The organism is Sphingomonas sp. 22R3R2A-7 (assembly GCF_036856055.1).
Lineage (GTDB): Bacteria > Pseudomonadota > Alphaproteobacteria > Sphingomonadales > Sphingomonadaceae > Sphingomonas.
In genome coordinates this window covers 850,862-871,604 of record NZ_JASPFR010000001.1, presented here as the reverse complement: position 1 = coordinate 871,604, position 20,743 = coordinate 850,862, and the positions used below count along the sequence as shown (strand labels likewise).

Here is a 20,743-nt window from a genome sequence, read left to right as displayed (position 1 = left end):
TATTTAACGGCCGGCACGGCCAATCCCCGTGGATTATAGCGCTTGTCCGCGCGCTGCGAGGCGTCGGGGTGAACGATCTGGCTCCTCAAGCGGTTGATCCGCTGAGGAGAATTACGAATGCGCGACGGGCAAAAGACGTTTCGAATGACTGGCGGATGCCGCTGCGGCGCCATCCGCTACGACGTCACGACGGCGCCGCTGTTCGTGATGGCGTGCCACTGCACGGATTGCCAGCAACAGACGTCGAGCGCGTTCTCGCTCGGGATGCCGGTCGACAAGGACGGCTTCTCGCTCGAGGGGCAGCCGGCCGTCATGACGAAAACGGCGGACAGCGGTAACGAGAGCCGCGCATATCGCTGTGGGACGTGCGCGGTGTGGACGCACACCACGACGGATGGATCGCCGGACATGGTGATCGTCCGGCCGTCGACGCTCGATGACACGCGGTGGGTCAGACCGGTCGCGCAGATCTTCGTCCGGAGCGCGATGCCATGGGCCCGGCTCACATTGCCCCACAGCTACGAGGAGGAGTTCGACGATCCGGCCGAGATCGTCGAGACCTTCCAGTCGTCCGGGATCCTCGATACGATATCGTAACCGCGGCGAGAGCTCGGATGACAGCCGCGGCGGACCTTGAGGAAACCGCCTCGGTTGTCATTCCCGCAAGTCAGGCGCCAGCCTGTCCGGTGGTCAGCGCTATTTTACCATGCGTTCGGCGCATCGGCGGATGAAGGCCGCGGTCGCCTGCGGATGCGCGACCGGCAGCATGTGACCGCCATCGGTCATCTCGAGCGAAGCGCCCGGGATTGCCGCGGCCGCGCGGTCGCCGTCGGAGGCAGGCGCGATGACCTGATCCTCGCGGCCGAAGAGCAGCGCGACGGGGATCGTCAAGGCCCCATATCGGCCGGCGATCGCAGCAAGGTCGACGTCGGCGCTCGCCAGTTCGACCAGTGCCGCGTTCACCGATACGGGGCGATCACCGAGCGCACCGCCGCCGCGGGTCGCGAAATCGGCCGGGACCGGGTCGGGCGCGAAGATCTTGCCCCACCGCAGGCCATACGCCGCACGGCTGATCGGCGTACCAAGGACATTGGCGAAGAGCATGCGTGCGCTGCTCCTGTCCTCGATACCTTGGGCGAGCGCGGCGGGCATTGACCGCGGCGGCTGGGTCATCGGCGCCAGTAGCGCGAGCCCGGCGACCGAGCCCGGATGGTGCGTAGCCACCCCCAGCGCAACCGCACCGGCCAGCGAATGGCCGACGAGCAGCGGCGGGTGATCGAGCGCGAGCCGGTCGATCAGCGCTGCGATGATCGCCGACTGGCGCAAGATTCCGGGCTGTTCGCCGGTCGGTACCGAATAGCCCGAACCCGGACGGTCGACGAGGATGACGCGGTAGTCGTCCGCTAGCGCATCGGCGACGCCGTAGGAGAAATTGCGAAGCTGTGCGCCTAGCCCGTGCATCATGACGATCGTCGGGCCCGTACCGCGATCGACATAATGCAACCGCGCGCCCGCGACGTCGATGAACCTCCCGTCCGCTGGCACGTCCTGCTCGATCCGCCTGACGGTCGCGCGGGTGTAGGCCGCGGCTGCCGCCAGCGTCGCGGTGAGGACCCCCGCCGTACGGAGCGCAGTCGAGCGTTTTGGGGCCTTGTCCGAAGCGGACCGGGACGCGAAGAAGCGGCGCATGTCGGCGAGCAACAGTCCGGGCTGTTCGAGCGCGGCGAAATGCCCGCCGGCGGCCATCTCGGTCCACTGGACGACGTCGTAGGTCTTCTCCGCGTGCGAGCGTGGCGGCGGCGGAAAGACGGGGTCGGGGAACGCCGCGATCGCGGTCGGCACCTTGATCCACGTCCCGGCGGGAAACGTGCCCGAATCCTCGAGCATGCGACCGCGGTACATCCAGGTCGATGTGACGAACGCCCCCTCGACCAGATACAGCATGATGTTGGTGATCAGCAGGTCCTCGTCGAACGCCTGCCACAGATCGGGTCGGCCATGGGTGTCGCGCGGCACGTCAGCCCACGCGCCGAACTTCTCCAGGATCCAGGCCGCGACGCCGACCGGGCTGTCCGACATCGCCACCCCGAGCGTCTGTGGTCGTGTTCCCTGCTCGAGCGAATAGCCGGTCTCTTGCTTGGCAAGTTCGGCACGGCGCGCGGCCCAGGCGAGCTCCTCGGGCTTTTTCGGTACCGCATCCTCGGCCTGCAGCAGCACCATGTTCAGATGGAGTCCCGCGATCGCTTCGGGATGCGCGTGCGCCATCCATCCGCCGATCGCGGCACCCCAGTCTCCGCCCTGGACGAGGTAGCGTCGCTCGCCAAACAGGTCGACCATCAGCCCGTGCATGAGTTCGGCGATCTGTCGCGGCCCGATCGGCGACAGCGGCCGCCCGGAAAAGGCATAGCCCGGCAGCGACGGGATGACGACGTCGTGACCATCGGCGACGAGCGGCGCGATCAGGCTCTCGAACTCGAGGAACGACCCGGGCCAGCCGTGGAGCAGGAGCAGCGGGGGCCGTGAGCCGTCGCCACGCACGTGGATGAAGTGGAGGCGCTGACCCTGCACGCGTGCGGTGAACTGGGGCAGGGCGTTGAGCCGGCGTTCATGCGCGCGCCAGTCGTACCGCGTCAGCCAGTGATCGACGAGGCGCTTGAGATCGGCGAGGCCGACGCCCGATCTCCACTCGCCTGCGTCCGGCATGCTGCTCCAGTCGAATGCCTCGACCTTGGCGCGGATGGTGGCGAGCCGGTCGTCCGGCACGGCGATGAGGAACGGTTCTGCCATGACGAGGTCCTGTCGAAAGGGGAATGAGACGCGCTTCGGAAACGCGATACCGTGTCCAACGCGCAAATCCCGGGTGCGTTCACATGCGTCAGCTACCGTACGAACACCCGGTATCTCGGCTCCTTCACAGGGGAGCAGCGTTGTCAGGCGCTTGGACAAAGACGCGAGGATGGTTTGCGATGAAGATGCAGGACCTGACCGGCAAGGTCGCAGTGATAACCGGCGCGTCGAGCGGGATCGGCGAGGCGACTGCGCGCCTGCTCGTGTCCGAGGGCGTTCGCGTGGTGCTGGTCGCGCGGCGGCGCGAGCGGATCGCGGCGCTGGTCGAGGATCTCGGCGATGCAGCGGTCGCGCTGACCGCCGATGTCGGCGACGCCGCAGCCGTCGCGTCAGTGTTCGCCGAGGTCGAGCGGCGGTTTGGCGGGCTCGACCTGTTGTTCAACAATGCGGGTCTCGGCGTGAACGCGCGGTTCGAAGCCAGCGACCCTGCGGACTGGAAGCGCATGATCGACGTTAACCTGTACGGCGTCCTCCATTGCACGCAGGCCGCGATCCCGCTGATGCGGGGTCGGGCCGGGGCGATGATCTCGTCGGTGTCCAGCGTCGGCGGACGCTATGGGACCGAATCCTGGTCGGTCTACAGCGCAACGAAGTTCGCGGTGGTGGGCTTCCACGATGCGCTCCGCAAGGAACTGGGCGGGGAGGGGATCCGCGTTTCGGTGATCGAACCCGGCGCCGTGTGGACCGAGTTCGGCGAGAACGTCAGCGAAGCAATGCGCGAGCGTCGCGAGAGCCTCGACGCGCTGACCTCGGAAGACGTCGCGCAGGCGCTCGTCTATGCCTTTGCGCAACCGCCCCGCGTTCTGGTGGAGGAGATCCTGATCCGCCCGGTCAGACAGGTTGCGCCCTGATGCGCTCGCCCGGGCGTGGATCTGCAGACGAGCCGGGCGCCGCCTAGCCCGGCACGCCCCAGTTCGCTTCCTCGCCGGCCGCCCTGGCAGTGCGGACGAGGTGTTCGACGTAATTCTGGAAGACCGGCACCGTGAAAGTCACGAGCACCGGTTCGCCCTGCGGCTCCTTGAAGGTCAGCACGACGAAGCGCTGACCGTCCTCGTCGAGGATCAATCCGGCTTCCATCGCGCCGGGGCCGCTGGGGGTAATGACGGTCGGTGTCACGGGGACCTTTCTGCTCGCTCGGGATCGGCGCGGTATCGCATGTTCGCCGGCGCGCCAATGCTCAACGCGCATCTGCGACGGGCAGCGTCGCCACCGCTGCGGTATCGAGGTCGGTCCGGATCTCGTGATCGGCGACGACGATGCGGCTCCATGCAAGCCGGTGCAGAGTCTCGCCGAGACCGCCAACCCCGCCGACGCGGATGACGAGATAGTCGATCCGCCCGCCCCGGCACGCGACCAGTGCGTCGACGGCATGCGCGACGACGACGCCGGTCTGCGACAGGACAGGCAGGCCGTCGAGGATCGCGGCCGAAAAGAGCGTCTCGCCGTCCTCCTCGACGCTGCGGGCCTCCTCGGCGCTGACGGTGTCGCTGATCTTCGCGCGCCGGCCGAGCCACCGCCAGATGCCGAACAGATCGACGACCGCCAGAAAGATGTTGGAATAGAGCAATTGCGTCTGACCGGTCGCCACGCCAACGACGATCCATGCGGCGGCGCCGAATGTGAAGATGACGAACCCCCAGCCCGTCACGCGCGGTCCCAGGTTCGATGCCGTCATGATCGCGGCGATGCAGGTCGCGATCAGCGCGAGCCATCCGGCAGTATCTGCGATCATTGTCCTGCCTCATCGTCGCCTGGCGTTCACCCTATCGCGCGTGGGGGAAGGGTTCAACCGCCGGCGGTGCGCGCCTCTCGACCGCCGTCTACGTCAGGGCGCGTAGGCGCGCGTGAACAGGTCGAGCGCCTTCAACGCGTGTTCGTGCATCTCTTCGCGCGTCGGGGTGCCGACCACTCCCCAGATCCGCTTGAACTGCTGCATCTGCGTCAGCTGGATGAGGTTCATCGCCGCCTGCATCGGGTCGTCGACACGAAGCTCGCCGGCCGCCATCCGTTCCTCGATATACGCAGAGAGGCGATCGAGGACGATCTGCGGGCCGCGGGCATAGAACATCTGCCCGATTTCGGGAAAGCGACCACCCTCCGCGACGATGAGCCGGTGGAGCCGGATGCTGTCGGGATTCGTCATCTTGGCGAGAAACCGCTCGGAGAAGTCGAGCAACGTGGTCCGGCAATCGCGACCCGGGCGCAGCGCGTCTGCCAGCGTCTCGCGGAATATCCCTGTCACCTGGTCGAGCACCGCGGCGAACAGGTCCTCCTTCTGGGGGAAATAGGCCCAGAGCGTGCCTTTCGAGCCGCCCAGCTGCGTCGCGATCGTCGACATCGACGTGGCCGCATATCCCTGTTCGAGGAAAATGTCGCGAGCGAGCAATACAATAGCGGTCCGGCGTGCTTCGCGGTTCAGATCCCGTCGTGTCTTGGTGTCTTCCATGGCCGTACTATAGAGTACGGTTATAGATTGACAAGGTTGCGGCGCCGCAGCATGTCGCTGCCGTACCGAGGAGTACGGTAGTCAAATGCAACTGATCTCGATTGACGGGCTGCGCGAGCGTTGCGGCAGCGCTTGCAGGTTGCGCGGTTCCCGATCTGGGGCCGCGGCCTGAACTCGCCACGCCCGGAACCTATGCGTCCGGCCTCAGCCTTGCGGCATCGCCAGCCCCGGCGGCCGCGGGCGCCTGGCCTGCTGCAGGATGGTGGCGTCGGTACGGCGATCCGCAGCTCGACGCGCTGATCGGCGAGGCGACCGCGGGCGCGCCCGACATCGCGATTGCCGCCGCGCGCGTGCGTCAGGCGCAGGGTGCGGTCCAGTCCGCGGGGGCCGCAAATCAGCCGACGCTCGACGCCGATGGTTTTGCCGTCCTCAACAAGCAGAGCTATAACAACGGTATCCCTGCCGAGTTCGTCCCCAAGGGATGGAACGACGCCGGCCGGATCGCGCTCAATGCGGGGCTCGACCTCGACCTGTTCGGGCGCAACCGCGCATCGCTGGTCGCCGCGACCTCGGAGGCCGAGGCGGCGCGGATCGAGGGTGAGCAGGCCAGGCTGACGCTCGCGACCGATATCGCCGCGAGGTACGCCGACCTCGCGCGTCTCTACGCCGATCAGGACGTGCTGCAGCGCGCGCTGGCTGTGCGCAACACAACCGAACGGCTCGTCGCGGACCGGGTTGCGAGCGGACTCGATACGCAGGCCGAACTCAAGCAGGCGCGGTCCGCTGTGCCTGCATCGCGGGTCGATCTGGCGTCGAACGCCGAACAGATCGCGCTGACCAAGAACGCGATCGCGGCACTCGTCGGCGCAGGCCCCGATCGCGCGCTGTCGATCACGCGGCCTGCCGTGCGGGTGATGACCGCGGAGCTTCCCGGCGACGCGGGCATCGGTCTGATCGGGCGCCGTCCGGACATCGCTGCCGCACGCGCGCGCGCCGAAGCCGCGGCAAGCCGGATCAAGGTCGCGCGCGCCGACTTCTATCCCGACATCAGCCTGTCGGGGCTGATCGGTCTCCAGTCGCTCGGGCTTGATCAGCTGTTCAAGGGCGGTTCGAGCATCGGCAATGTCGGCCCGGCGATCAGCCTGCCGATCTTTCGCGGCGGCGCGATCCAGGGTCAGTATCGCCAGGCGCGCGGGCGCTATGACGAGGCAGTCGCGACCTATGACCGCATCGTGATCGGTGCATTGCGCGAGGTTGCCGACGCGGTGACCAGTCGCCGGCAGGTCGCCGTGCAGCTGGTCGACGCGCAGGAATCGCTGCGCGATGCCGAAGGTGCCTATCACGTCGCGCAACTCCGCTATCGTGGCGGGCTCTCGACCTTTCTCAACGTGCTCAGCGCCGAGCAGACGGTGCTGACCGCGCGGCGGTCGCTCGCGGCGATCGATGCGCGGCGGTTCGCGCTCGACATCCAGTTGGTCCGCGCGCTCGGCGGCGGCTTTCAACCCCTCAACCCGACCAGTGGGACACGATAATGGCCTTCCCATCCAACGACGACGGCGACCGGGCCCTTGCGCCGAAGCCAGCGGCCGACACGCAGCAGGCGGGGCCGCCCGCGCCTGACCCCGGCCAGGCCGGATCGGACGATGACACGCCGGAGACCGCCAAGCCGGATACGGCCAACCCGGGCCGTCGCAAGCGGCTGCTCCTGATCGTCGCGCTCGTCGTGTTGATCGCGGCGGCCGCCTATTTCCTGTACGACGCGCTGGTGCTGTCGAAGCGCGTAACCACCGACAATGCCTATGTCGCGGCGGAGACCGCACAGGTCATGCCGCTCGTCAGCGGCCAGGTCGTCGACGTGACCGTCAGCGACACGCAGAGCGTCAAGCGCGGCCAGGTCCTGATGCGGCTCGACGACGCCGATCTGAAGATCGCGGTTGCGCAGGCCGAGGCCGACCTGGCGGGCGCCGAGCGCCGCTATGGTCAGACCGCGGCGACGGGCGACGCGTTGCAGGCGCAGGCCAACGCACGCGGCGCGGACGTGGGCGCCGCGCGTGCACAGCTCGCGCTGGCACAGGGCAATCTCGAGCGCGCGCAGATCGACTATCAACGCCGCCAGGCGCTGGTCGCGGCAGGCGCGGTGTCGGGCGACGAGGTGACGGCAGCGACGAACGCATTGCGGACCGCGCGCGCCAATGTCGCCGTTGCGCAGGCAGGGATCGCGCAGGCGACCGCAACGCAGGTTTCGGCGCAGAAGGATCGTGCGGCCAATATCGCCCTGACGCGCGGCACGACGCAGGCCACCGCACCCGAAGTGCTCGCGGCACGCGCCAAGCTGCGCCAGGCGAAGCTGGACCTGTCGCGCACCGTCGTGCGCGCGCCGATCGACGGCGTCGTCGCGCAGCGCAACGTCCAGATCGGTCAGCGACTTGCGCCGGGCACCGCCGCGATGTCGATTGTCCCGGTCGACCGGCTGTACGTCGACGCCAATTACAAGGAAGGCCAGCTTCAGAAAGTCCGGATCGGGCAGCGCGCGACGCTGACGTCCGATCTTCATGGCGGCGACGTCGTCTATCACGGCCGCGTCGTCGGGCTTGCGGGCGGGACCGGGTCGGCCTTCGCGCTGATCCCCGCACAGAATGCAACGGGCAACTGGATCAAAGTCGTGCAGCGCCTGCCGGTTCGGATCGTGCTCGACCAGCGTGAACTGCGCGCGCATCCGCTGCGCGTCGGGCTGTCGATGGATGCCGAGATCGACATCGCCGACGATGGCGGCGATGAGCGCGGCGGCAACCGCTAGGACCTGATCGATGGCCGCAGACACGTCCGCGCAGCCGTTGACCGGCTCGCGCCTGATCCTCGCCGGCTTCGTGCTCGCGTTGACCAACTTCATGGTCGTGCTCGACACGACGATCGCCAACGTGTCGGTGCCGCACATCTCCGGCGGTCTCGGCGTGTCGCCGACGCAGGGGACGTGGGTCGTCACCTCCTATTCGGTTGCGGAGGCGGTCTGCGTGCCGCTGACCGGCTGGCTGGTGCGGCGGTTCGGGACGATCCGGGTGTTCATGGCGGCGATGATCGGCTTCGCGGTGTTCTCGGGGCTCTGCGGCCTCGCGCCGACGCTGGGCTCGATGGTCGCGTTCCGCATCGGGCAGGGGTTCTGTGGCGGTCCGCTGATGCCGCTGACGCAGACGCTGCTGCTGACGATCTTTCCGCCCAAGCAGCGTGCGGCTGCGATGGGGGCATGGGCGATGACGACGGTGACCGCGCCGATCCTCGGCCCCATTCTTGGCGGCACGATCAGCGACAACTGGTCGTGGCCGTGGATATTCTACATCAACCTGCCGATCGCGATCTTCTGCATCATCGGCGTCTTCACGCTGCTGCGTCAGGCCGAGACGAAGACCGAAATCGTGCCGATCGACCGTGTCGGCCTGATCCTGATGGTGGTGTGGATCGCCGCGTTGCAGGTGATGCTCGACCTCGGGCGCGAATATGACTGGTTCGGGTCGAGCTTCATCGTCGGTTGCGCGGTGATCGCGGCGATCGGCTTTGCGACCTTCATGGCGTGGGAGTTGACCGAGCGTAACCCGATCGTCGATCTGCGCGTGTTCCGCCATCGCGGGTTTAGCGTCGCGGTCGCGGCGCTCGCGTTCAGCTTCGGCACGTTCTTCGCATCGGTGGTGATCATCCCGCAATGGCTGCAGTCGACGATGGGGTACACCGCGACCGACGCGGGCTATGTCACCGCGTTCAACGGCGTCCTCGCGGTGATATTCTCACCGATCGTCGCCAAGCTCAGCAACAAGGTCGATCCGCGTGCGCTGGTCTGCTTCGGAATCTTCTGGCTCGGGCTCACCTCGGTGTTGCGAACCTTCTGGTTCAGCGGTGCCGATTTCTGGATTCTCGCAGCGCCGCAGCTCGTGCAGGGGCTGGGGATGCCGTTCTTCTTCATCCCGCTGACGATCATCGCGCTGGGTGCGGTCGATCCCGACGAAACCGCGTCGGCCGCGGGCGTCATGAGCTTCCTGCGCACGCTCGCCGCGGCGATCGGCACGTCGATCGGCAGCACGCTGTGGCAGAACGGCGCGCAGCAGAACCGCGCCGAGCTGACCAACGTGCTGAACGGCAGCGACCAGGTGATCGCGACGATGACGCAGCGCGGTTTCTCAGCGGAGCAGGGGCGGGGGATGATCGAACGGCTGGTCGAGCAGGAGAGCTTCGCGCTCGCGACCAATCACATCTTCGCACTTGCCGCGGTGATCTTCTTCGCGTCGGCGGCGATCATCTGGCTGGCGCCGCGCCCCGCGCGCCCGGTGGACACGTCGGCCGCGCATTAGGCGCGGTCGATACCCGTGTCGGGAGGGTGTCGGGCATAGGATGGCGGTGTTCGTACATCATCCCGAAATATTCGGGACAAGTTCGGGTGCGAGGGGTCGGTTCACGCAGTCTTGCCGGAGCGCCCCTATGCCGATGCCATCACGATCGACCGACTGCAGTACCGGGCGACACCTGCCGCGATCACGCCATCGTGACGTCGCCGATGCCCTCGTCCAGCGATCGGCGTGTCGCAGTTGCGGCGTCACGATCGTCAAGTCCGCGATCAGCCGGCGCTGGATCATATCGGGGATGCTCGGCTGAGCCCCTGCGCGCGAGAGCGGACCCGCGACGGGCGAGGTGCCCGACTATCACGGTGTTCGTGACGCGCGGACGCTCAGCGTGCGCCGGGTACCGCAGGTGTCGCGTCGCTGCCGTTGCGCCACGTCTCGGCGCCGGCGCGCGGTAGCTCACGACGCGTGATCGCACCGTCATGGTTGCGATCGAGCGCGGCGAACCGCACCGCGGCGGCCTTGACAAATTCGTCCTTGTCGACGCCGCGGTTGAAGTTCGCGTCGGCGGCGATCACGGGTTCGGGAAGATCGAACAGGCCGTATCTGCCCGCGCCCAGCCGTTCGGACGCAAGCGGAGTCGCCTGTTTGCCGCCCGATCCCCGTTCGCCGCGATCGCCGGACTTCTGCGCGCCACTGGCCCGCGGGCTCGAGCCGCGCCCCTGCCTGACGCGGATTTCGGGGACGAGGACGTTTTCGTACCAGCCGATATCCTCGGGATCGATCTCGCCGTCCTGACGCCGGTCGAGCATCGCGAAGAAGCGGAGCGCATCGCGCTGGAACTCGCTCGCCGTCAGCCGGCCATCGTGGTCGGCATCCGCCTCGGCGAACCACAGCGCCTGCGCCGCGCCGGGCTTTTGCGTCGAACGGAACGGCTCGCCCATCGGACTGATGAACAGCTGTCCGCGGCCCTGCTGCGCACGCTTGGCGGGACGGTCCTGCGCGCTTGCGCCGGAGGTGATGATCGCAAGACCGACCCCGATCAACGTCGTCAACTTCATTCCTGTCCTGTCCTGCGCAAGAGGGGAGGGGCTTGCTATGCCGCCGCATCATGTCGGCAATACGACGCGCGCGACGAGGCCGCCACCGGGCCGGTTGGTGATCGTCGCCTCGCCGCCATGCGCCCGCGCGACGGCGCGCACGCTGGGCAGGCCCAGCCCGATGCCGCCGGTATCCCGGCTGCGCGAGCGCTCGGCGCGGAAGAACGGTTCGAACGCCCGCGCCAGGTCGTCGGGCGTCATCCCGGGACCGGCATCGCTGACCTCGACGATCGCGGTGTCGTGCTCGCGGTGGAGCCGTACCTCGGCGTGGCCGGCATATTTGACCGCGTTGCCGATCAGGTTCGCAAGCAACGCCTTCAGCGCGGGCGCGTCACCATGGATTGCAAGCGGTGGCCCGGGCTGAAGGACCGCCTGATCGCCGTGGTCGGCGAAATCGTCGGTGATGCTCTCGGCCAGCGATCGCAGATCGAGCCGCTGGCGACGGACATCGCGGGTCATGTCGCGGACGAACGCCATCGCCGCGCCGATCCGCTGGCTCATGTCCCTGATGTCTTCCTCGGTCGCGTCGCGGATGTCGGCGGGGGCCTTTTCCAGCCGCAGCGACAGACGCATCAACGGCGTGCGCAGATCGTGCGCGACCGCCGCGATCAGCGTCGTCCGGTCCTCGACATAGCGATTGAGCCGTTCCTGCATGAGATTGAACGCGGTCGCCGCGTCCCGGATCTCGGGGGATCCCGACAGCGGCATCGGCGGTGCACGCGGGTCGCGCCCGAGACGCTCCGCCGCAGCGGAAAACAACGCGATCGGCTGCGCGACCCGACGCGCGAGCAGCCAGGCGATCGGCGCTGCGACGGCTACCGCGACGAGGAACCACAGCACGATCCGTGCCTGCCAGGGGCCGAACGACTCCCGCGCGGGACGGATCACGCGCCACCGGTCGCCCGACGCGCGGATCGAGACCGCAAACTGGCCGAACAGCCCGTTGTCGACCGCAAACTGCCGGGGCAGCCTGGGCACGCCCATCGGCATCGGCGTCCGGAACGCGCCGACCATCAGCGGCGGTCCATAGTGACGCGCCTCGACGACGACCGCGCTGGCGGGGAGAGCGAGATCCGCGGCGATCATGCGCGCAAGCCGGCGGTCGCGCGCATCGCCCGGCTCGATCGGCGCCTCGTCGGTCATCCGGACTGCCAGCAATGCCGACGGGTCGCGCCCGGCGCGCGCAACCGCGGCGATCCGGCTCGTCGAATAGACGATCGGCGTGGGGGCGGCACCAGCAGCACCGCGGCGAAGTTGAGCACCTGGACGAGCAGGACCGTACCGAGGATCAGCACGAAGATGCGCAGGAAGAGGGGCCAGCGCTGCCGCAGACGCGCGGTGGTCAGGCGGGTGGCCGCGTTTGGTCCGCTCGCGGAACTCACAGCCGGACGACCCGGGGCACGAAGAAATAGCCCTCGTTCCTGATCGTGCGGATGACCTCGTCACCCCGCGACCGGAGCTTGCGTCGCAGCCGGCTGACCTGCACGTCGATCGCGCGGTCATAGGCTTCGGTATCGGGGCCGCGCGCCGCCTCGAGCAGCGCGTCACGCGCCAGGACGCGGCGCGGACGCTCGACAAAGGCGCGCAGGACGGCGAATTCGCCATCGGTCAGGTCGACGAACATGCCGTCCGCGTCGAACAGTTCGTGCGCGGCAAAGTCGACGCGCCAGCCAAGGAACCCGAACGCGCGGCTCGCCCGGGTGTCGGCATCGGTGCGTTGCCGAAGCGCGGCGCGGACGGTGGCGAGGATTTCGCGCGGGCTGCACGGCTTGGTGAGGTAATGGCTCGCGCCGATCTCCAGCCCCAGGATCCGGTCGGGCTCCTCGCCGAGCGCGCTCAGCAGAACGATCGGGGGGCCGCCCTTCTGGCTGAGGCGACGGCATGCCGACAGGCCATCCTCGCCGGGCATCATGATGTCGAGCAGGACCAGCGAGACGGGATGTCGTGCGAGCATCACATCCATGTCCAGCGCATTCGCCGCGGTCTCCACGCGGAAGCCGTGCATGCCGAGGCTGTCGGCCAGCAGGGTACGGATGGCCTGGTCGTCGTCGACGATGAGCAGGATCGTTTCGGCAGGCAGGGGCGGATTGCTGGTCATCGTCGTCGCTTTATGCCGCTTATGTGTGCCGAATGTTTCACGAATTCGATCCGCGTGGCGATGCGCGCGTTCGCGGCGTCGCCTAGCGGGGAAAGCGGAGGCGGACGATCAGACCGGGTGCGGCATCTTCGAGTGCGATGGTCGCACCGATCCGCGTGGCGGCGGAGCGGACGACCGCCAGTCCAAGGCCGCTGCCCTCGGCACCGTCGCCCGCCTCCAGCCGTATGAAGCGATCGAACACGCGGTCGCGGTCAGCGCGTGGAATCCCCGGGCCATCATCGCGCACCGAAAGCGTCACTTCGTCGCCCGGCACGTCGCCTGCGGGCGCGATCGCCACCGTCACCATGCCGCCACGACGATTATAGCGTATGCCGTTGTCGACGAGGTTGCCGACGATCTCGACGATCAGCGTGCGGTGACCGGTGACCATCACCGGCCCGGCTTCCGCCTCGAGCTGGAGCTCGACATCGGCGTCGATAGCCTGCCCGATATGCCGGCTGATGACGCGGACCGCGACCTCGCGCAGGTCGACGCGTTCGAGCGGGGCAGACGCGCCGGCTTCCTCCGCACGCGCCAGCGCCAGCAGCTGGGTAAGCAGGCGTTCGAGCCGTGCACTCGCATCCGCGATCTCGTCGAGCGCTTCGCTCGACCCCCGGCGGGCGAGCGCGACCTGGACCTTGAGCACCGCCAGCGGGGTGCGCATCTGGTGGGAGGCGTCCGCGGTGAAGCGTCGGGTCGCGGCGGTGGCGGTGTCGAGCTGCGCGAGCAGCCGGTCGAACGCGGTGGCGAGCGGGCGCAGCTCGAGCGGCAGCGGACCGGTTTCCAGCGGCGACAGATCGGGCGCGGCTCGTCCGTCACGTGCCTCGACCGCGCCCCGCAGCCGCGAGAGCGGCCGCAGGCTCCACCCGAGCGCGGGGCGCACGAGCAGCACCGCGATCCCCACCAGGAGGATCTCGCCGACGAGCAGCGCGATCATGAGGCGCCGCGACAACGCGCTGCGGCCGTCGAGCGTCTCGGCGACTTGGACCACCACGGGGCGATCGATCGCGGGCAAGGCGCGGCGGACTTCGGCAATACGGATGCGCTGTCCGCGGTAGCTGGCGAAGCGAAAGCGCGGCTCGTCGATCGTCAGGTCGTTCGGGCGGGGAGCGGGCAGGTCGGCATAGCCGGTAAGCAACGTGTCGCCTTCGGCAATCCGGTAATAGACGTTGTCACGCTCGCTGTTCTCCAGCATCCCGAACGCGGCGGGGGAAGGTCGAGCGTGACGTCGCCGCGTTCGACCTGCACCGTCTCGGCAATCGCGCCGAGCGCTCCGGCGAGCACGCGGTCGTTGGTGCGGCGCACGACGTCGGCGATCAGCGTCGCACCTGCCAGCCCGAGCAGGATCGCAACGGCGACCAGCGGCCCGACCATCGCGAGCAACAGCCGTGTCCGGAGCGCGATCGCGCGCCGTAGTGGACTGCCGCGGCTATCCCGCATCGATCAGATAGCCGACACCGCGGATCGTCCGGATCTGAGGCCCGGCATCGCCGAGCTTGCTGCGCAGTCGCGTGACGTTGACCTCGATTGCATTGGGCCCGACGGGCTCGTCGAAGCCGAAGACCTCGGCGAGCAACAGGTCGCGCGGGACCACCTGTCCCGCCCGCGTCGCGAGCGCGTCGAGCACCGCCCATTCCCGACGCCGCAGGTCGAGCACGCGACCCGCGACCTCGGCATGCCCGGTCGACCGGTTGAGCGTCAGCGCGCCGATCGTGACCATCGGCACCGGATCGCCGCCGCGTCGTCGGCCCAGCGCCCTGACGCGCGCTTCGAGTTCCTCGGGTTCGAACGGCTTGCGCAGATAGTCGTCCGCGCCGAGGTCGAGCCCGCGTACCCTGTCGTCGAGCCCGTCACGCGCGGTCAGCATCAGCACGGGGACTCGCTCGCCGGTGCGTCGCATCCGTTCGAGCACGACGAATCCGTCGATATCGGGAAGGCCGACGTCGAGGATCACGAGCGCATAGGGCTCGCTCGACACCAGCGTCAGCGCCTCCTCGCCGCTCGCGCAGTGATCGACCGCATGGCCGTCCGCACGAAGGAGCGCGCCGATGCTGCGGGCGAGCGCGGCATCGTCCTCGATCATCAGGATTCGCATGACGACCGGCGGTGAAAGGTTGCTGACAGGTCGGGCTTGTATCGCATCGTCAGGCTTATCCGAGCACAGAAGCGGAAAAGCGAGAGGAGCCGGGATGCGAAAGATCCTATTTCTGATGATGTTGGCGGTTGGCGCAGCCCAGCCGGGCCATGCCGTGGCGCAGCGCCCGGTCGGCTATCCGCGCTCCTATGACGCGCTGATCGCCGATGCGCGGGCCGAGCGCGTGCTGACCGTCTACGGCAATGCCGACCGCAGCGAACTCGTCACGGTGGTCGCGGCGTTCAGGCGGACCTATCCCGGAATAGCGGTGCGCTATGCCGATCTCGGCTCGGCCGAAATCTACCGCAGGCTGGTCGCCGAGACGCGGGCCCGTCGCCCGTCCGCGGACCTGGTCTGGTCGTCGGCGATGGATCTGCAGGTCAAGCTCATCAACGACGGGTTCGCGCAAGGCTATGCGAGCCCCGAAAAGCCTGCGCTCCCGGCACGGTCCGTGTGGAAGAACATGGGCTATGGCGTCACCGCCGAGCCGATCGGGATCGTCTATAATCGCCGGCTGATCCCCGACGCCGCGATGCCGCGCAGCCATGCCGCGCTCGAGGCGGTGCTGCGACAGCGACGCGCCGTGTTCACCGGCCGCGTGACGACCTTCGATCCGGCCCGCTCGAATGTCGGCTATCTGTACATGGCGGAGGATCTGGCGATCACCCGCGACAGCCGTGCGCTTTTCCAGGCGATCGCGGCGACCAAGCCCGTTCTCTCGGCAACGACCGAGCCGATGCTCGCCGCGGTCGCCGCAGGGCGCCAGGCGATCGCGTACAACGTCATCGGCTCCTATGCGCTGGAGCAGGCGAAGCGCGATCGCCGGCTCGGCGTGGTGTTCCCCACCGACTACACCATCGTCACGTCGCGCATCGCATTCATCGCCCGCAACGCGCGTGCGCCGGCCGCCGCCAAGCTGTTTCTCGACTTCCTGCTGTCCCGCCGCGGCCAGACGCTTCTCGCCGAGCGCAGCCTGTGGCCGGTGCGCACCGACGTGCGCGCGCGTCGCCTGCCGAGCGTGCAGGCGCGGCCGATCCGCGTCGGGCCGCAATTGCTCGTCAATCTCGATCACATCACCCGTCAGCGCTTCCTTCGCGACTGGCAGGCGACCCTTTCCGGAGCTTCCCGATGACCCTGTTGCGTACCGGCTGTGCAGTGATTGCACTCGCAGTCGCCACTCCTGCCTTGGCACAGACGCCGAGCCAGGCGGATCTTGCCGATCTCGTCCGCGCGCAGGCGGCGGAAATCGCTGCGCTGAAAGCCCGGCTCGACCGGATCGAGGGGCAGCAGGTCGCTGCCGCGTCGCCGGCCCCCGTGACGACGGCGCCGACACCGACAACCACCCCGACGACACCGCCCGTCGCGGTCGCGCAGGCGACGCCGGACCCGCGGCGAACGATCCCGTTCGCGCCGCAGCTCGTGCCGCCGGGCCCTGCCGATCGCGACGTCGCGCAGGCCGCCGCCGCGCGCGACAATCCCTCGGGCATCACCACCGAATGGGGGGCGGGCCTGCCGGTGTTCCACTCGGCCGACGGCGTCTACACGTTCAAGCCCCGCGGCCGCATTCTTGCCGATGTAAGTTCGTCGTTCGGGTCGAAATCGGACACGCGCAACCTGACGACCACGGGCATGCGCGCGCTGCGCCTCGGCCTCGAAGGCGGGGTCGGAACGCACTTCTTCTATCAGATGGAAGCGGACTTTTCGGAGAACGAGGTCGATGTCGTGACCGCGTTCATGGGCTGGCGCGACCGGATCAAGCCGGGGCTCGATTACGACGTGCGCGCCGGGCATCTGTTCAACGACCGCGGGTTCGAGGGCTCGACCGGGTCGGACTCGACACCGTTCCTCGAGCGCACGACGGTCGCGACCGCGATCATTCCGCAGCGTGGTTTCTATGGCATCGGCATCATGCCCCGCCTGTTCTGGAAGACTGGGCACGCGTCGCTGACGGTCACCGGCGACCGTGTCGACGGCACGCAGGCGGTCAGCGACGGCCGCACCGTGCTCGCCCGTGCGCACTGGAACCCGATCAAGACCGACAGCGCGGTGCTGCATCTCGGCGCCTGGGGGTTCGACGAGTCGCTGTCCCCGGCCGCGACCACGCTGACGCGCAACACCGTGATCGGTGGTCGCTTCAACGGCGGCCTGCGCGTGTCGACGGGGCCGTTGATCGGTGGAACCGGAACGACCGGCTACGGGCTCGAGCTCGGCGGCTATCGCGGGCCGTTGTGGCTGATGGCGGAGGCGGGGCGGCGCGACGCGCGGCTCGATGCCGGACGCCCTGATTTCACGAGCAAGGCGTGGAGCCTGTCGGGCGGGTTCTTCCTGACGGGCGACCTGCCGCCCTACAACCCGCGACTGGGCAGCTTCGGCCAGCCCAAGGTCAAGCGCCCCACCTTCGACGGCGGGCCGGGCGCGATCGAGCTGACCGGACGCTATGAAAGCCTCGATTACACCGATCTGCTGACCGGTGGCGAGGGATGGGCAGGGACGCTCGGCGTCAACTGGTATCTCAACAGCTTCACCCGGCTGCAGGTCAACGCGATCCACTGGAATACCGACAACCGCAGCGGCGCCGTCATCGGCAGCGACGATGGCGAGACCGTCAGCGCGCGCGTCGCGGTGACCTTCTAACTCCCCCACAAGGATTGCTCGCATGAACCTGGCTTTGCTTGGCTTCCTGATGGTGGCCACTTTCATGACACTCATCATGACCAAGCGGATGACGCCGCTGGTCGCGCTGATCGTCATCCCGACGATCTTCGGCGTCGTCGCCGGACAGGCGGCGGGTCTCGGCGACATGATGATCGACGGGATCAAGAACCTCGCCCCGACCGGCGTGATGCTGTTGTTCGCCATCCTGTTCTTCTCGACGATGACCGACACCGGCCTGTTCGATCCGCTGGTCGGGCGCCTGATCCGGATGGTGCACGGCGACCCGACGCGGATCCTGCTTGGTTCGGTCGTGCTGTGCGCGCTCGTCAGCCTCGATGGGGACGGATCGACGACGTACATCATCACGATCGCCGCGCTGCTGCCGCTGTACAAGCGCTACGACATGAACCGGCTGTACCTGTGCTGCCTGTTGATGGCGACGAGCGGGATCATGAATCTTACGCCATGGGGTGGGCCGACCGCGCGCGCGGCAAGTGCGCTGAAGCTCGACCCGGCGACGGTGTTCCTGCCGCTGATCCCGGGGATGATCGCCGGGCTCGTCAGCCTTCTGGCGCTGGCGGTCTGGTTCGGGCGCAAGGAACGCGCGCGGATCGGTGCGGTCCAGGTGCGTGACGAGGCCGAATTCACGGGCATGGCGGTATCGCAATATCCCGAAGCGCGCCGGCCAAGGCTGATCTGGTTCAACGGCCTGCTCGTCGTCACGCTGCTGACGCTGCTGGTCTGGGGCGTGTTGCCGCTGTCGGTCCTGATGATGATCGCGTTCGCGATCGCGATGATCGTCAATTATCCCGGCGTCGCCGAGCAGAAGGAGCGGATCGCCGCGCATGCGGGGAACGTCCTGTCGGTGGTGTCGCTGATCTTCGCCGCGGGCATCTTCACCGGCATCCTCGGCGGAACCGGCATGGTCGAGGCGATGAGCAAGGAAGTGGTGGGCGCGATCCCGCCCGCGTTCGGCCCCTATATGGCGCCGATCACCGCGGTGCTGAGCCTGCCGTTCACCTTTTTCATCTCGAACGACGCCTTCTATTTCGGGATGCTGCCGATCCTCGCCGAGGCGGGCGCGCATTACGGTGTCTCGCCGATGGCGATCGCGCGTGCGTCGCTGATGGGACAGCCAGTCCATCTGCTCAGCCCGCTGGTGCCGTCGACCTATCTGCTCGTCAGCCTCGCCGGGATCGATCTCGCGGATCACCAGCGCTTCACGCTGCTCCCCGCGGTGATGGTCTGCGCGGTGATGACGCTGGTGGGGATCATCGCGCTCGCCTTCCCGTTCGTCGCAGGCTGAGCCGAGCTTGCGCGCCCCTTGTCCCGACACCGGAGTCCAGCGATGGAACGACATCTCGAACCCTTGATGCTGCTGCCCGCAATGGGCTGCGACGGCCGGCTCTGGTCGCGCCAGATCATGGACCTGGGCGATCTGGCCCACCCCGAGTTCGGCGATCTGTCGCGGGACACCAGCATTCACGCGATGGCGGCGCGGGTGCTGGCGGACGCGCCGCCACGGTTCGCGGTCGCCGGCGTGAGCCTCGGGGGCTATGTCGCGATGGAGATCATCCGGCAGGCGCCCGATCGCGTCACGCGGATCGCCCTGTTCGGGACGCGCGCATCGATGGAGGCGCGACCGCGGTCCGTCGCCGATCAGGGGTCGCTGGCCACCGCGCCCCACGCCGATCCGCAGCTCTCGGCAATCGTCAGCGGGCCCGTGCAGGCGATGGCGGAGCGGGTCGGACCAGGCGTGTTCGACCGCCAGCAGGAGGCGCTGCTCGCGCGTCCCGACATCACCGAGGCGATCGCCGCGATCCGCGTGCCGACCCTGGTGGCGGTCGGCGACCGCGACCGGATCTGCTCCCCCGACGATGCCAAGGCGCTGGCCGCGCGTATCCCGGGCGCGGCGTTCCACATCCTGCGCGCGTGCGGCCATCTGTCGCCGATGGAACGCCCCGGGGAGGTGACGATGCTCCTGCGTGGCTGGCTGGGCGGGGGCCCCGCCGGCTTCGACGGCCGCGGTCCACGCCCGGTGTCAGCTGATCGGTTTCTGCGTTGCGACGGTACCGCGGTGCATCACGAACGCGACATGTTCGAGCCGGGTGACGTCCTGAAGCGGTGACCCGGTGACGGCGATGATGTCGGCGGTCTTGCCCGGTGCGAGCGTGCCGATATCGTCGCGACCCAGCAGGTCCGCGGCACCGACCGTGGCCGCGGCGATCGCCTGCGCCGGGGTCAGCCCGTTCCGCACGAGCAGCGCGAATTCGGTCGCGTTGTCGCCGTGCTTCGACACCCCGGTGTCGGTGCCGAACGCGACCTTGACCCCCGCGGCATAGGCGCGGCGGTGGCTCGCCGCCATCGCTGCGGCGGCGGACTCGGCCTTGACGATCGTCGCGGGCGGCAACGCCCCGCCGCGCGCCTGCGCAAGCGCGGCGACCGGCGCGATCTCGGTCGGCACCAGATACGCGCCCTTGGCCTTGAAGAGCCGGATCGTCTCGTCGTCGAGGAACGTGCCGTGCTCGATCGAGATCGACGCCTGCCTCCAGCGCGGCGCGCGTGCCCTCGATCGCGTGGCTGTGCGCCGCGACCTTGCGACCGAGCGTGTGCGCGGTGTCGATGATCGCGCGCATTTCCTCAGGCGTCATCGCCCGGCCGAGACCGCCGCTGACGTTGGACAGCACGCCGCCGGTCGCCGCGAACTTGATGACGCGGGCGCCCAGCGCGACCTGTGCACGCACCGCACGGCGGCAATCGTCGGGGCCGTCGCACAGGTTGACCTCCTTCGCATGCACCATGTCGGCGAATTCCTCCGCCAGACCGTTGCCGCCATCGCCGTGCCCGCCGGTGACCGAGATCATTTCGCCGGCGTTGGTGATCGTGGGACCCTCGACCGCGCCGGCGTCGATCGCGTCGCGCAGCGCCCTGATGCCGCGCGGGTCGCCGCCGAGATCGCGCACGGAGGTGAACCCCGCCGCAAGCGTGGTGCGGGCGTTGGCGACCGCGGTCATCTCGTCGTCGAACCGGTCGCGGTTGAGCGCCTCGAGCCGCGCGCGCATCGGGTCGCCACCGATCCCCCAGAGATGCACGTGCATG

20 protein-coding genes and 2 pseudogenes are annotated in these 20,743 nt (G+C 68.5%); 9 read left to right on the top strand and 13 right to left on the bottom strand.

Features of this window, described 5'->3' with window-relative positions; genetic code table 11:
* The first annotated feature begins 144 nt into the window (after window positions 1-144).
* Window positions 145-597 carry a GFA family protein gene (locus tag QP165_RS04010; protein ID WP_333993964.1) on the top strand — a complete coding sequence of 151 codons (453 nt, stop codon included), beginning with the start codon at window positions 145-147 and terminating at the stop codon, window positions 595-597.
* Window positions 598-696: 99 nt separating this feature from the next.
* Here QP165_RS04010 and QP165_RS04005 read toward each other — a convergent pair whose 3' ends face one another.
* Complete coding sequence (locus QP165_RS04005) at window positions 697-2,787, bottom strand: epoxide hydrolase family protein (protein WP_333993962.1); 2,091 nt, start codon at window positions 2,785-2,787, stop codon at window positions 697-699.
* Window positions 2,788-2,966: 179 nt separating this feature from the next.
* On the opposite strand from QP165_RS04005, the gene QP165_RS04000 reads away from it, so the two are divergent.
* Window positions 2,967-3,698 carry an SDR family oxidoreductase gene (locus tag QP165_RS04000; protein WP_333993960.1) on the top strand — a complete coding sequence of 244 codons (732 nt, stop codon included), beginning with the start codon at window positions 2,967-2,969 and terminating at the stop codon, window positions 3,696-3,698.
* Window positions 3,699-3,741: 43 nt separating this feature from the next.
* On the opposite strand, the gene QP165_RS03995 is transcribed toward QP165_RS04000, so the two are convergent.
* The 3 genes from QP165_RS03995 to QP165_RS03985 all read right to left on the bottom strand — a co-directional run bounded on the left by QP165_RS03995 (window position 3,742) and on the right by QP165_RS03985 (window position 5,293).
* Complete coding sequence (locus tag QP165_RS03995) at window positions 3,742-3,963, bottom strand: hypothetical protein (RefSeq protein ID WP_156350021.1); 222 nt, start codon at window positions 3,961-3,963, stop codon at window positions 3,742-3,744.
* 61 nt (window positions 3,964-4,024) lie between these two features.
* Window positions 4,025-4,579: a PRC-barrel domain-containing protein gene (locus QP165_RS03990; RefSeq protein ID WP_333993958.1), complete on the bottom strand. Its 555-nt coding sequence runs from the start codon at window positions 4,577-4,579 to the stop codon at window positions 4,025-4,027.
* A gap of 93 nt (window positions 4,580-4,672) precedes the next feature.
* A complete protein-coding gene (locus QP165_RS03985) occupies window positions 4,673-5,293 on the bottom strand; it encodes a TetR/AcrR family transcriptional regulator (protein WP_333993956.1) in 621 nt (206 codons plus the stop codon).
* 101 nt (window positions 5,294-5,394) lie between these two features.
* Between QP165_RS03985 and QP165_RS03980 the strand changes: the two genes are divergently transcribed.
* From QP165_RS03980 to QP165_RS03970, 3 genes are read left to right on the top strand one after another with little or no spacing between them, the layout of a single operon-like run.
* A complete protein-coding gene (locus QP165_RS03980; protein ID WP_333993954.1) occupies window positions 5,395-6,825 on the top strand; it encodes an efflux transporter outer membrane subunit in 1,431 nt (476 codons plus the stop codon).
* Window positions 6,825-8,090: an HlyD family efflux transporter periplasmic adaptor subunit gene (locus QP165_RS03975; RefSeq protein WP_333993953.1), complete on the top strand. Its 1,266-nt coding sequence runs from the start codon at window positions 6,825-6,827 to the stop codon at window positions 8,088-8,090. The genes QP165_RS03980 and QP165_RS03975 overlap by 1 nt, the downstream gene beginning before the upstream one ends.
* A 10-nt stretch (window positions 8,091-8,100) precedes the next feature.
* Window positions 8,101-9,630, top strand: a complete 1,530-nt coding sequence (locus QP165_RS03970) for a DHA2 family efflux MFS transporter permease subunit (RefSeq protein ID WP_333993951.1) — start codon at window positions 8,101-8,103, stop codon at window positions 9,628-9,630.
* Window positions 9,631-10,004: 374 nt separating this feature from the next.
* On the opposite strand, the gene QP165_RS03965 is transcribed toward QP165_RS03970, so the two are convergent.
* From QP165_RS03965 to QP165_RS03935, 7 genes and pseudogenes are all read right to left on the bottom strand, one after another.
* A complete protein-coding gene (locus QP165_RS03965) occupies window positions 10,005-10,679 on the bottom strand; it encodes an EF-hand domain-containing protein (RefSeq protein WP_333993949.1) in 675 nt (224 codons plus the stop codon).
* Window positions 10,680-10,727: 48 nt separating this feature from the next.
* Window positions 10,728-11,861: a sensor histidine kinase gene (locus QP165_RS03960; RefSeq protein ID WP_333993947.1), complete on the bottom strand. Its 1,134-nt coding sequence runs from the start codon at window positions 11,859-11,861 to the stop codon at window positions 10,728-10,730.
* Entirely contained in the window at window positions 11,858-12,100 is a 243-nt protein-coding gene (locus QP165_RS03955) for a hypothetical protein (protein ID WP_333993945.1), read from the bottom strand. The genes QP165_RS03960 and QP165_RS03955 overlap by 4 nt, the downstream gene beginning before the upstream one ends.
* Window positions 12,097-12,816: a response regulator gene (locus QP165_RS03950; protein WP_333993944.1), complete on the bottom strand. Its 720-nt coding sequence runs from the start codon at window positions 12,814-12,816 to the stop codon at window positions 12,097-12,099. Before QP165_RS03950 ends, QP165_RS03955 begins: the two co-directional genes overlap by 4 nt.
* Before the next feature lie 82 nt (window positions 12,817-12,898).
* Complete coding sequence (locus QP165_RS19960) at window positions 12,899-13,519, bottom strand: sensor histidine kinase (protein ID WP_443019353.1); 621 nt, start codon at window positions 13,517-13,519, stop codon at window positions 12,899-12,901.
* Between the two features lie 333 nt (window positions 13,520-13,852).
* Window positions 13,853-14,229, bottom strand: a pseudogene (locus QP165_RS19955) (sensor histidine kinase N-terminal domain-containing protein); the annotation flags it as partial.
* Between the two features lie 55 nt (window positions 14,230-14,284).
* On the bottom strand, window positions 14,285-14,938 hold the full coding sequence (locus QP165_RS03935) for a response regulator transcription factor (RefSeq protein ID WP_333993942.1): 654 nt from the start codon (window positions 14,936-14,938) through the stop codon (window positions 14,285-14,287).
* 127 nt (window positions 14,939-15,065) lie between these two features.
* Between QP165_RS03935 and QP165_RS03930 the strand changes: the two genes are divergently transcribed.
* The 4 genes from QP165_RS03930 to QP165_RS03915 are packed head-to-tail and all read left to right on the top strand — an operon-like array spanning window position 15,066 to window position 19,772.
* Complete coding sequence (locus tag QP165_RS03930; RefSeq protein ID WP_333993940.1) at window positions 15,066-16,121, top strand: ABC transporter substrate-binding protein; 1,056 nt, start codon at window positions 15,066-15,068, stop codon at window positions 16,119-16,121.
* Window positions 16,118-17,623, top strand: coding sequence for an OprO/OprP family phosphate-selective porin (locus QP165_RS03925; RefSeq protein ID WP_333993938.1), 1,506 nt, complete (start codon window positions 16,118-16,120; stop codon window positions 17,621-17,623). Before QP165_RS03930 ends, QP165_RS03925 begins: the two co-directional genes overlap by 4 nt.
* 22 nt (window positions 17,624-17,645) lie before the next feature.
* The gene (locus QP165_RS03920; protein WP_333993936.1) at window positions 17,646-18,950 is read left to right on the top strand and encodes a CitMHS family transporter; all 1,305 of its coding nucleotides are present in this window, start codon (window positions 17,646-17,648) and stop codon (window positions 18,948-18,950) included.
* 42 nt (window positions 18,951-18,992) lie between these two features.
* The gene (locus tag QP165_RS03915; protein WP_333993934.1) at window positions 18,993-19,772 is read left to right on the top strand and encodes an alpha/beta fold hydrolase; all 780 of its coding nucleotides are present in this window, start codon (window positions 18,993-18,995) and stop codon (window positions 19,770-19,772) included.
* Here the strand turns inward: QP165_RS03915 and QP165_RS03910 are convergent.
* Both QP165_RS03910 and QP165_RS03905 read right to left on the bottom strand, forming a co-directional pair.
* On the bottom strand, window positions 19,686-20,141 hold the full coding sequence (locus QP165_RS03910) for an amidohydrolase family protein (RefSeq protein WP_333996938.1): 456 nt from the start codon (window positions 20,139-20,141) through the stop codon (window positions 19,686-19,688). The genes QP165_RS03915 and QP165_RS03910 overlap by 87 nt on opposite strands.
* Before the next feature lie 118 nt (window positions 20,142-20,259).
* A pseudogene (locus QP165_RS03905) lies at window positions 20,260-20,706 on the bottom strand (amidohydrolase family protein); the annotation flags it as partial.
* Window positions 20,707-20,743: the final 37 nt, after the last annotated feature.

Bases quoted from the DNA above. Each gene is read 5' to 3' on its own strand.
- QP165_RS04010 (WP_333993964.1), top strand. From the start codon at position 145: ATGACTGGCGGATGCCGCTGCGGCGCCATCCGCTACGACGTCACGACG.
- QP165_RS03975 (WP_333993953.1), top strand. From the start codon at position 6,825: ATGGCCTTCCCATCCAACGACGACGGCGACCGGGCCCTTGCGCCGAAG.
- QP165_RS03925 (WP_333993938.1), top strand. From the start codon at position 16,118: ATGACCCTGTTGCGTACCGGCTGTGCAGTGATTGCACTCGCAGTCGCC.
- QP165_RS03970 (WP_333993951.1), top strand. From the start codon at position 8,101: ATGGCCGCAGACACGTCCGCGCAGCCGTTGACCGGCTCGCGCCTGATC.
- QP165_RS04005 (WP_333993962.1), bottom strand. From the start codon at position 2,787: ATGGCAGAACCGTTCCTCATCGCCGTGCCGGACGACCGGCTCGCCACC.
- QP165_RS19960 (WP_443019353.1), bottom strand. From the start codon at position 13,519: ATGCGCACCCCGCTGGCGGTGCTCAAGGTCCAGGTCGCGCTCGCCCGC.
- QP165_RS04000 (WP_333993960.1), top strand. From the start codon at position 2,967: ATGAAGATGCAGGACCTGACCGGCAAGGTCGCAGTGATAACCGGCGCG.
- QP165_RS03985 (WP_333993956.1), bottom strand. From the start codon at position 5,293: ATGGAAGACACCAAGACACGACGGGATCTGAACCGCGAAGCACGCCGG.
- QP165_RS03935 (WP_333993942.1), bottom strand. From the start codon at position 14,938: ATGATCGAGGACGATGCCGCGCTCGCCCGCAGCATCGGCGCGCTCCTT.
- QP165_RS03915 (WP_333993934.1), top strand. From the start codon at position 18,993: ATGGAACGACATCTCGAACCCTTGATGCTGCTGCCCGCAATGGGCTGC.
- QP165_RS03960 (WP_333993947.1), bottom strand. From the start codon at position 11,861: ATGACCGACGAGGCGCCGATCGAGCCGGGCGATGCGCGCGACCGCCGG.
- QP165_RS03990 (WP_333993958.1), bottom strand. From the start codon at position 4,579: ATGATCGCAGATACTGCCGGATGGCTCGCGCTGATCGCGACCTGCATC.
- QP165_RS03950 (WP_333993944.1), bottom strand. From the start codon at position 12,816: ATGACCAGCAATCCGCCCCTGCCTGCCGAAACGATCCTGCTCATCGTC.
- QP165_RS03965 (WP_333993949.1), bottom strand. From the start codon at position 10,679: ATGAAGTTGACGACGTTGATCGGGGTCGGTCTTGCGATCATCACCTCC.
- QP165_RS03920 (WP_333993936.1), top strand. From the start codon at position 17,646: ATGAACCTGGCTTTGCTTGGCTTCCTGATGGTGGCCACTTTCATGACA.
- QP165_RS03930 (WP_333993940.1), top strand. From the start codon at position 15,066: ATGATGTTGGCGGTTGGCGCAGCCCAGCCGGGCCATGCCGTGGCGCAG.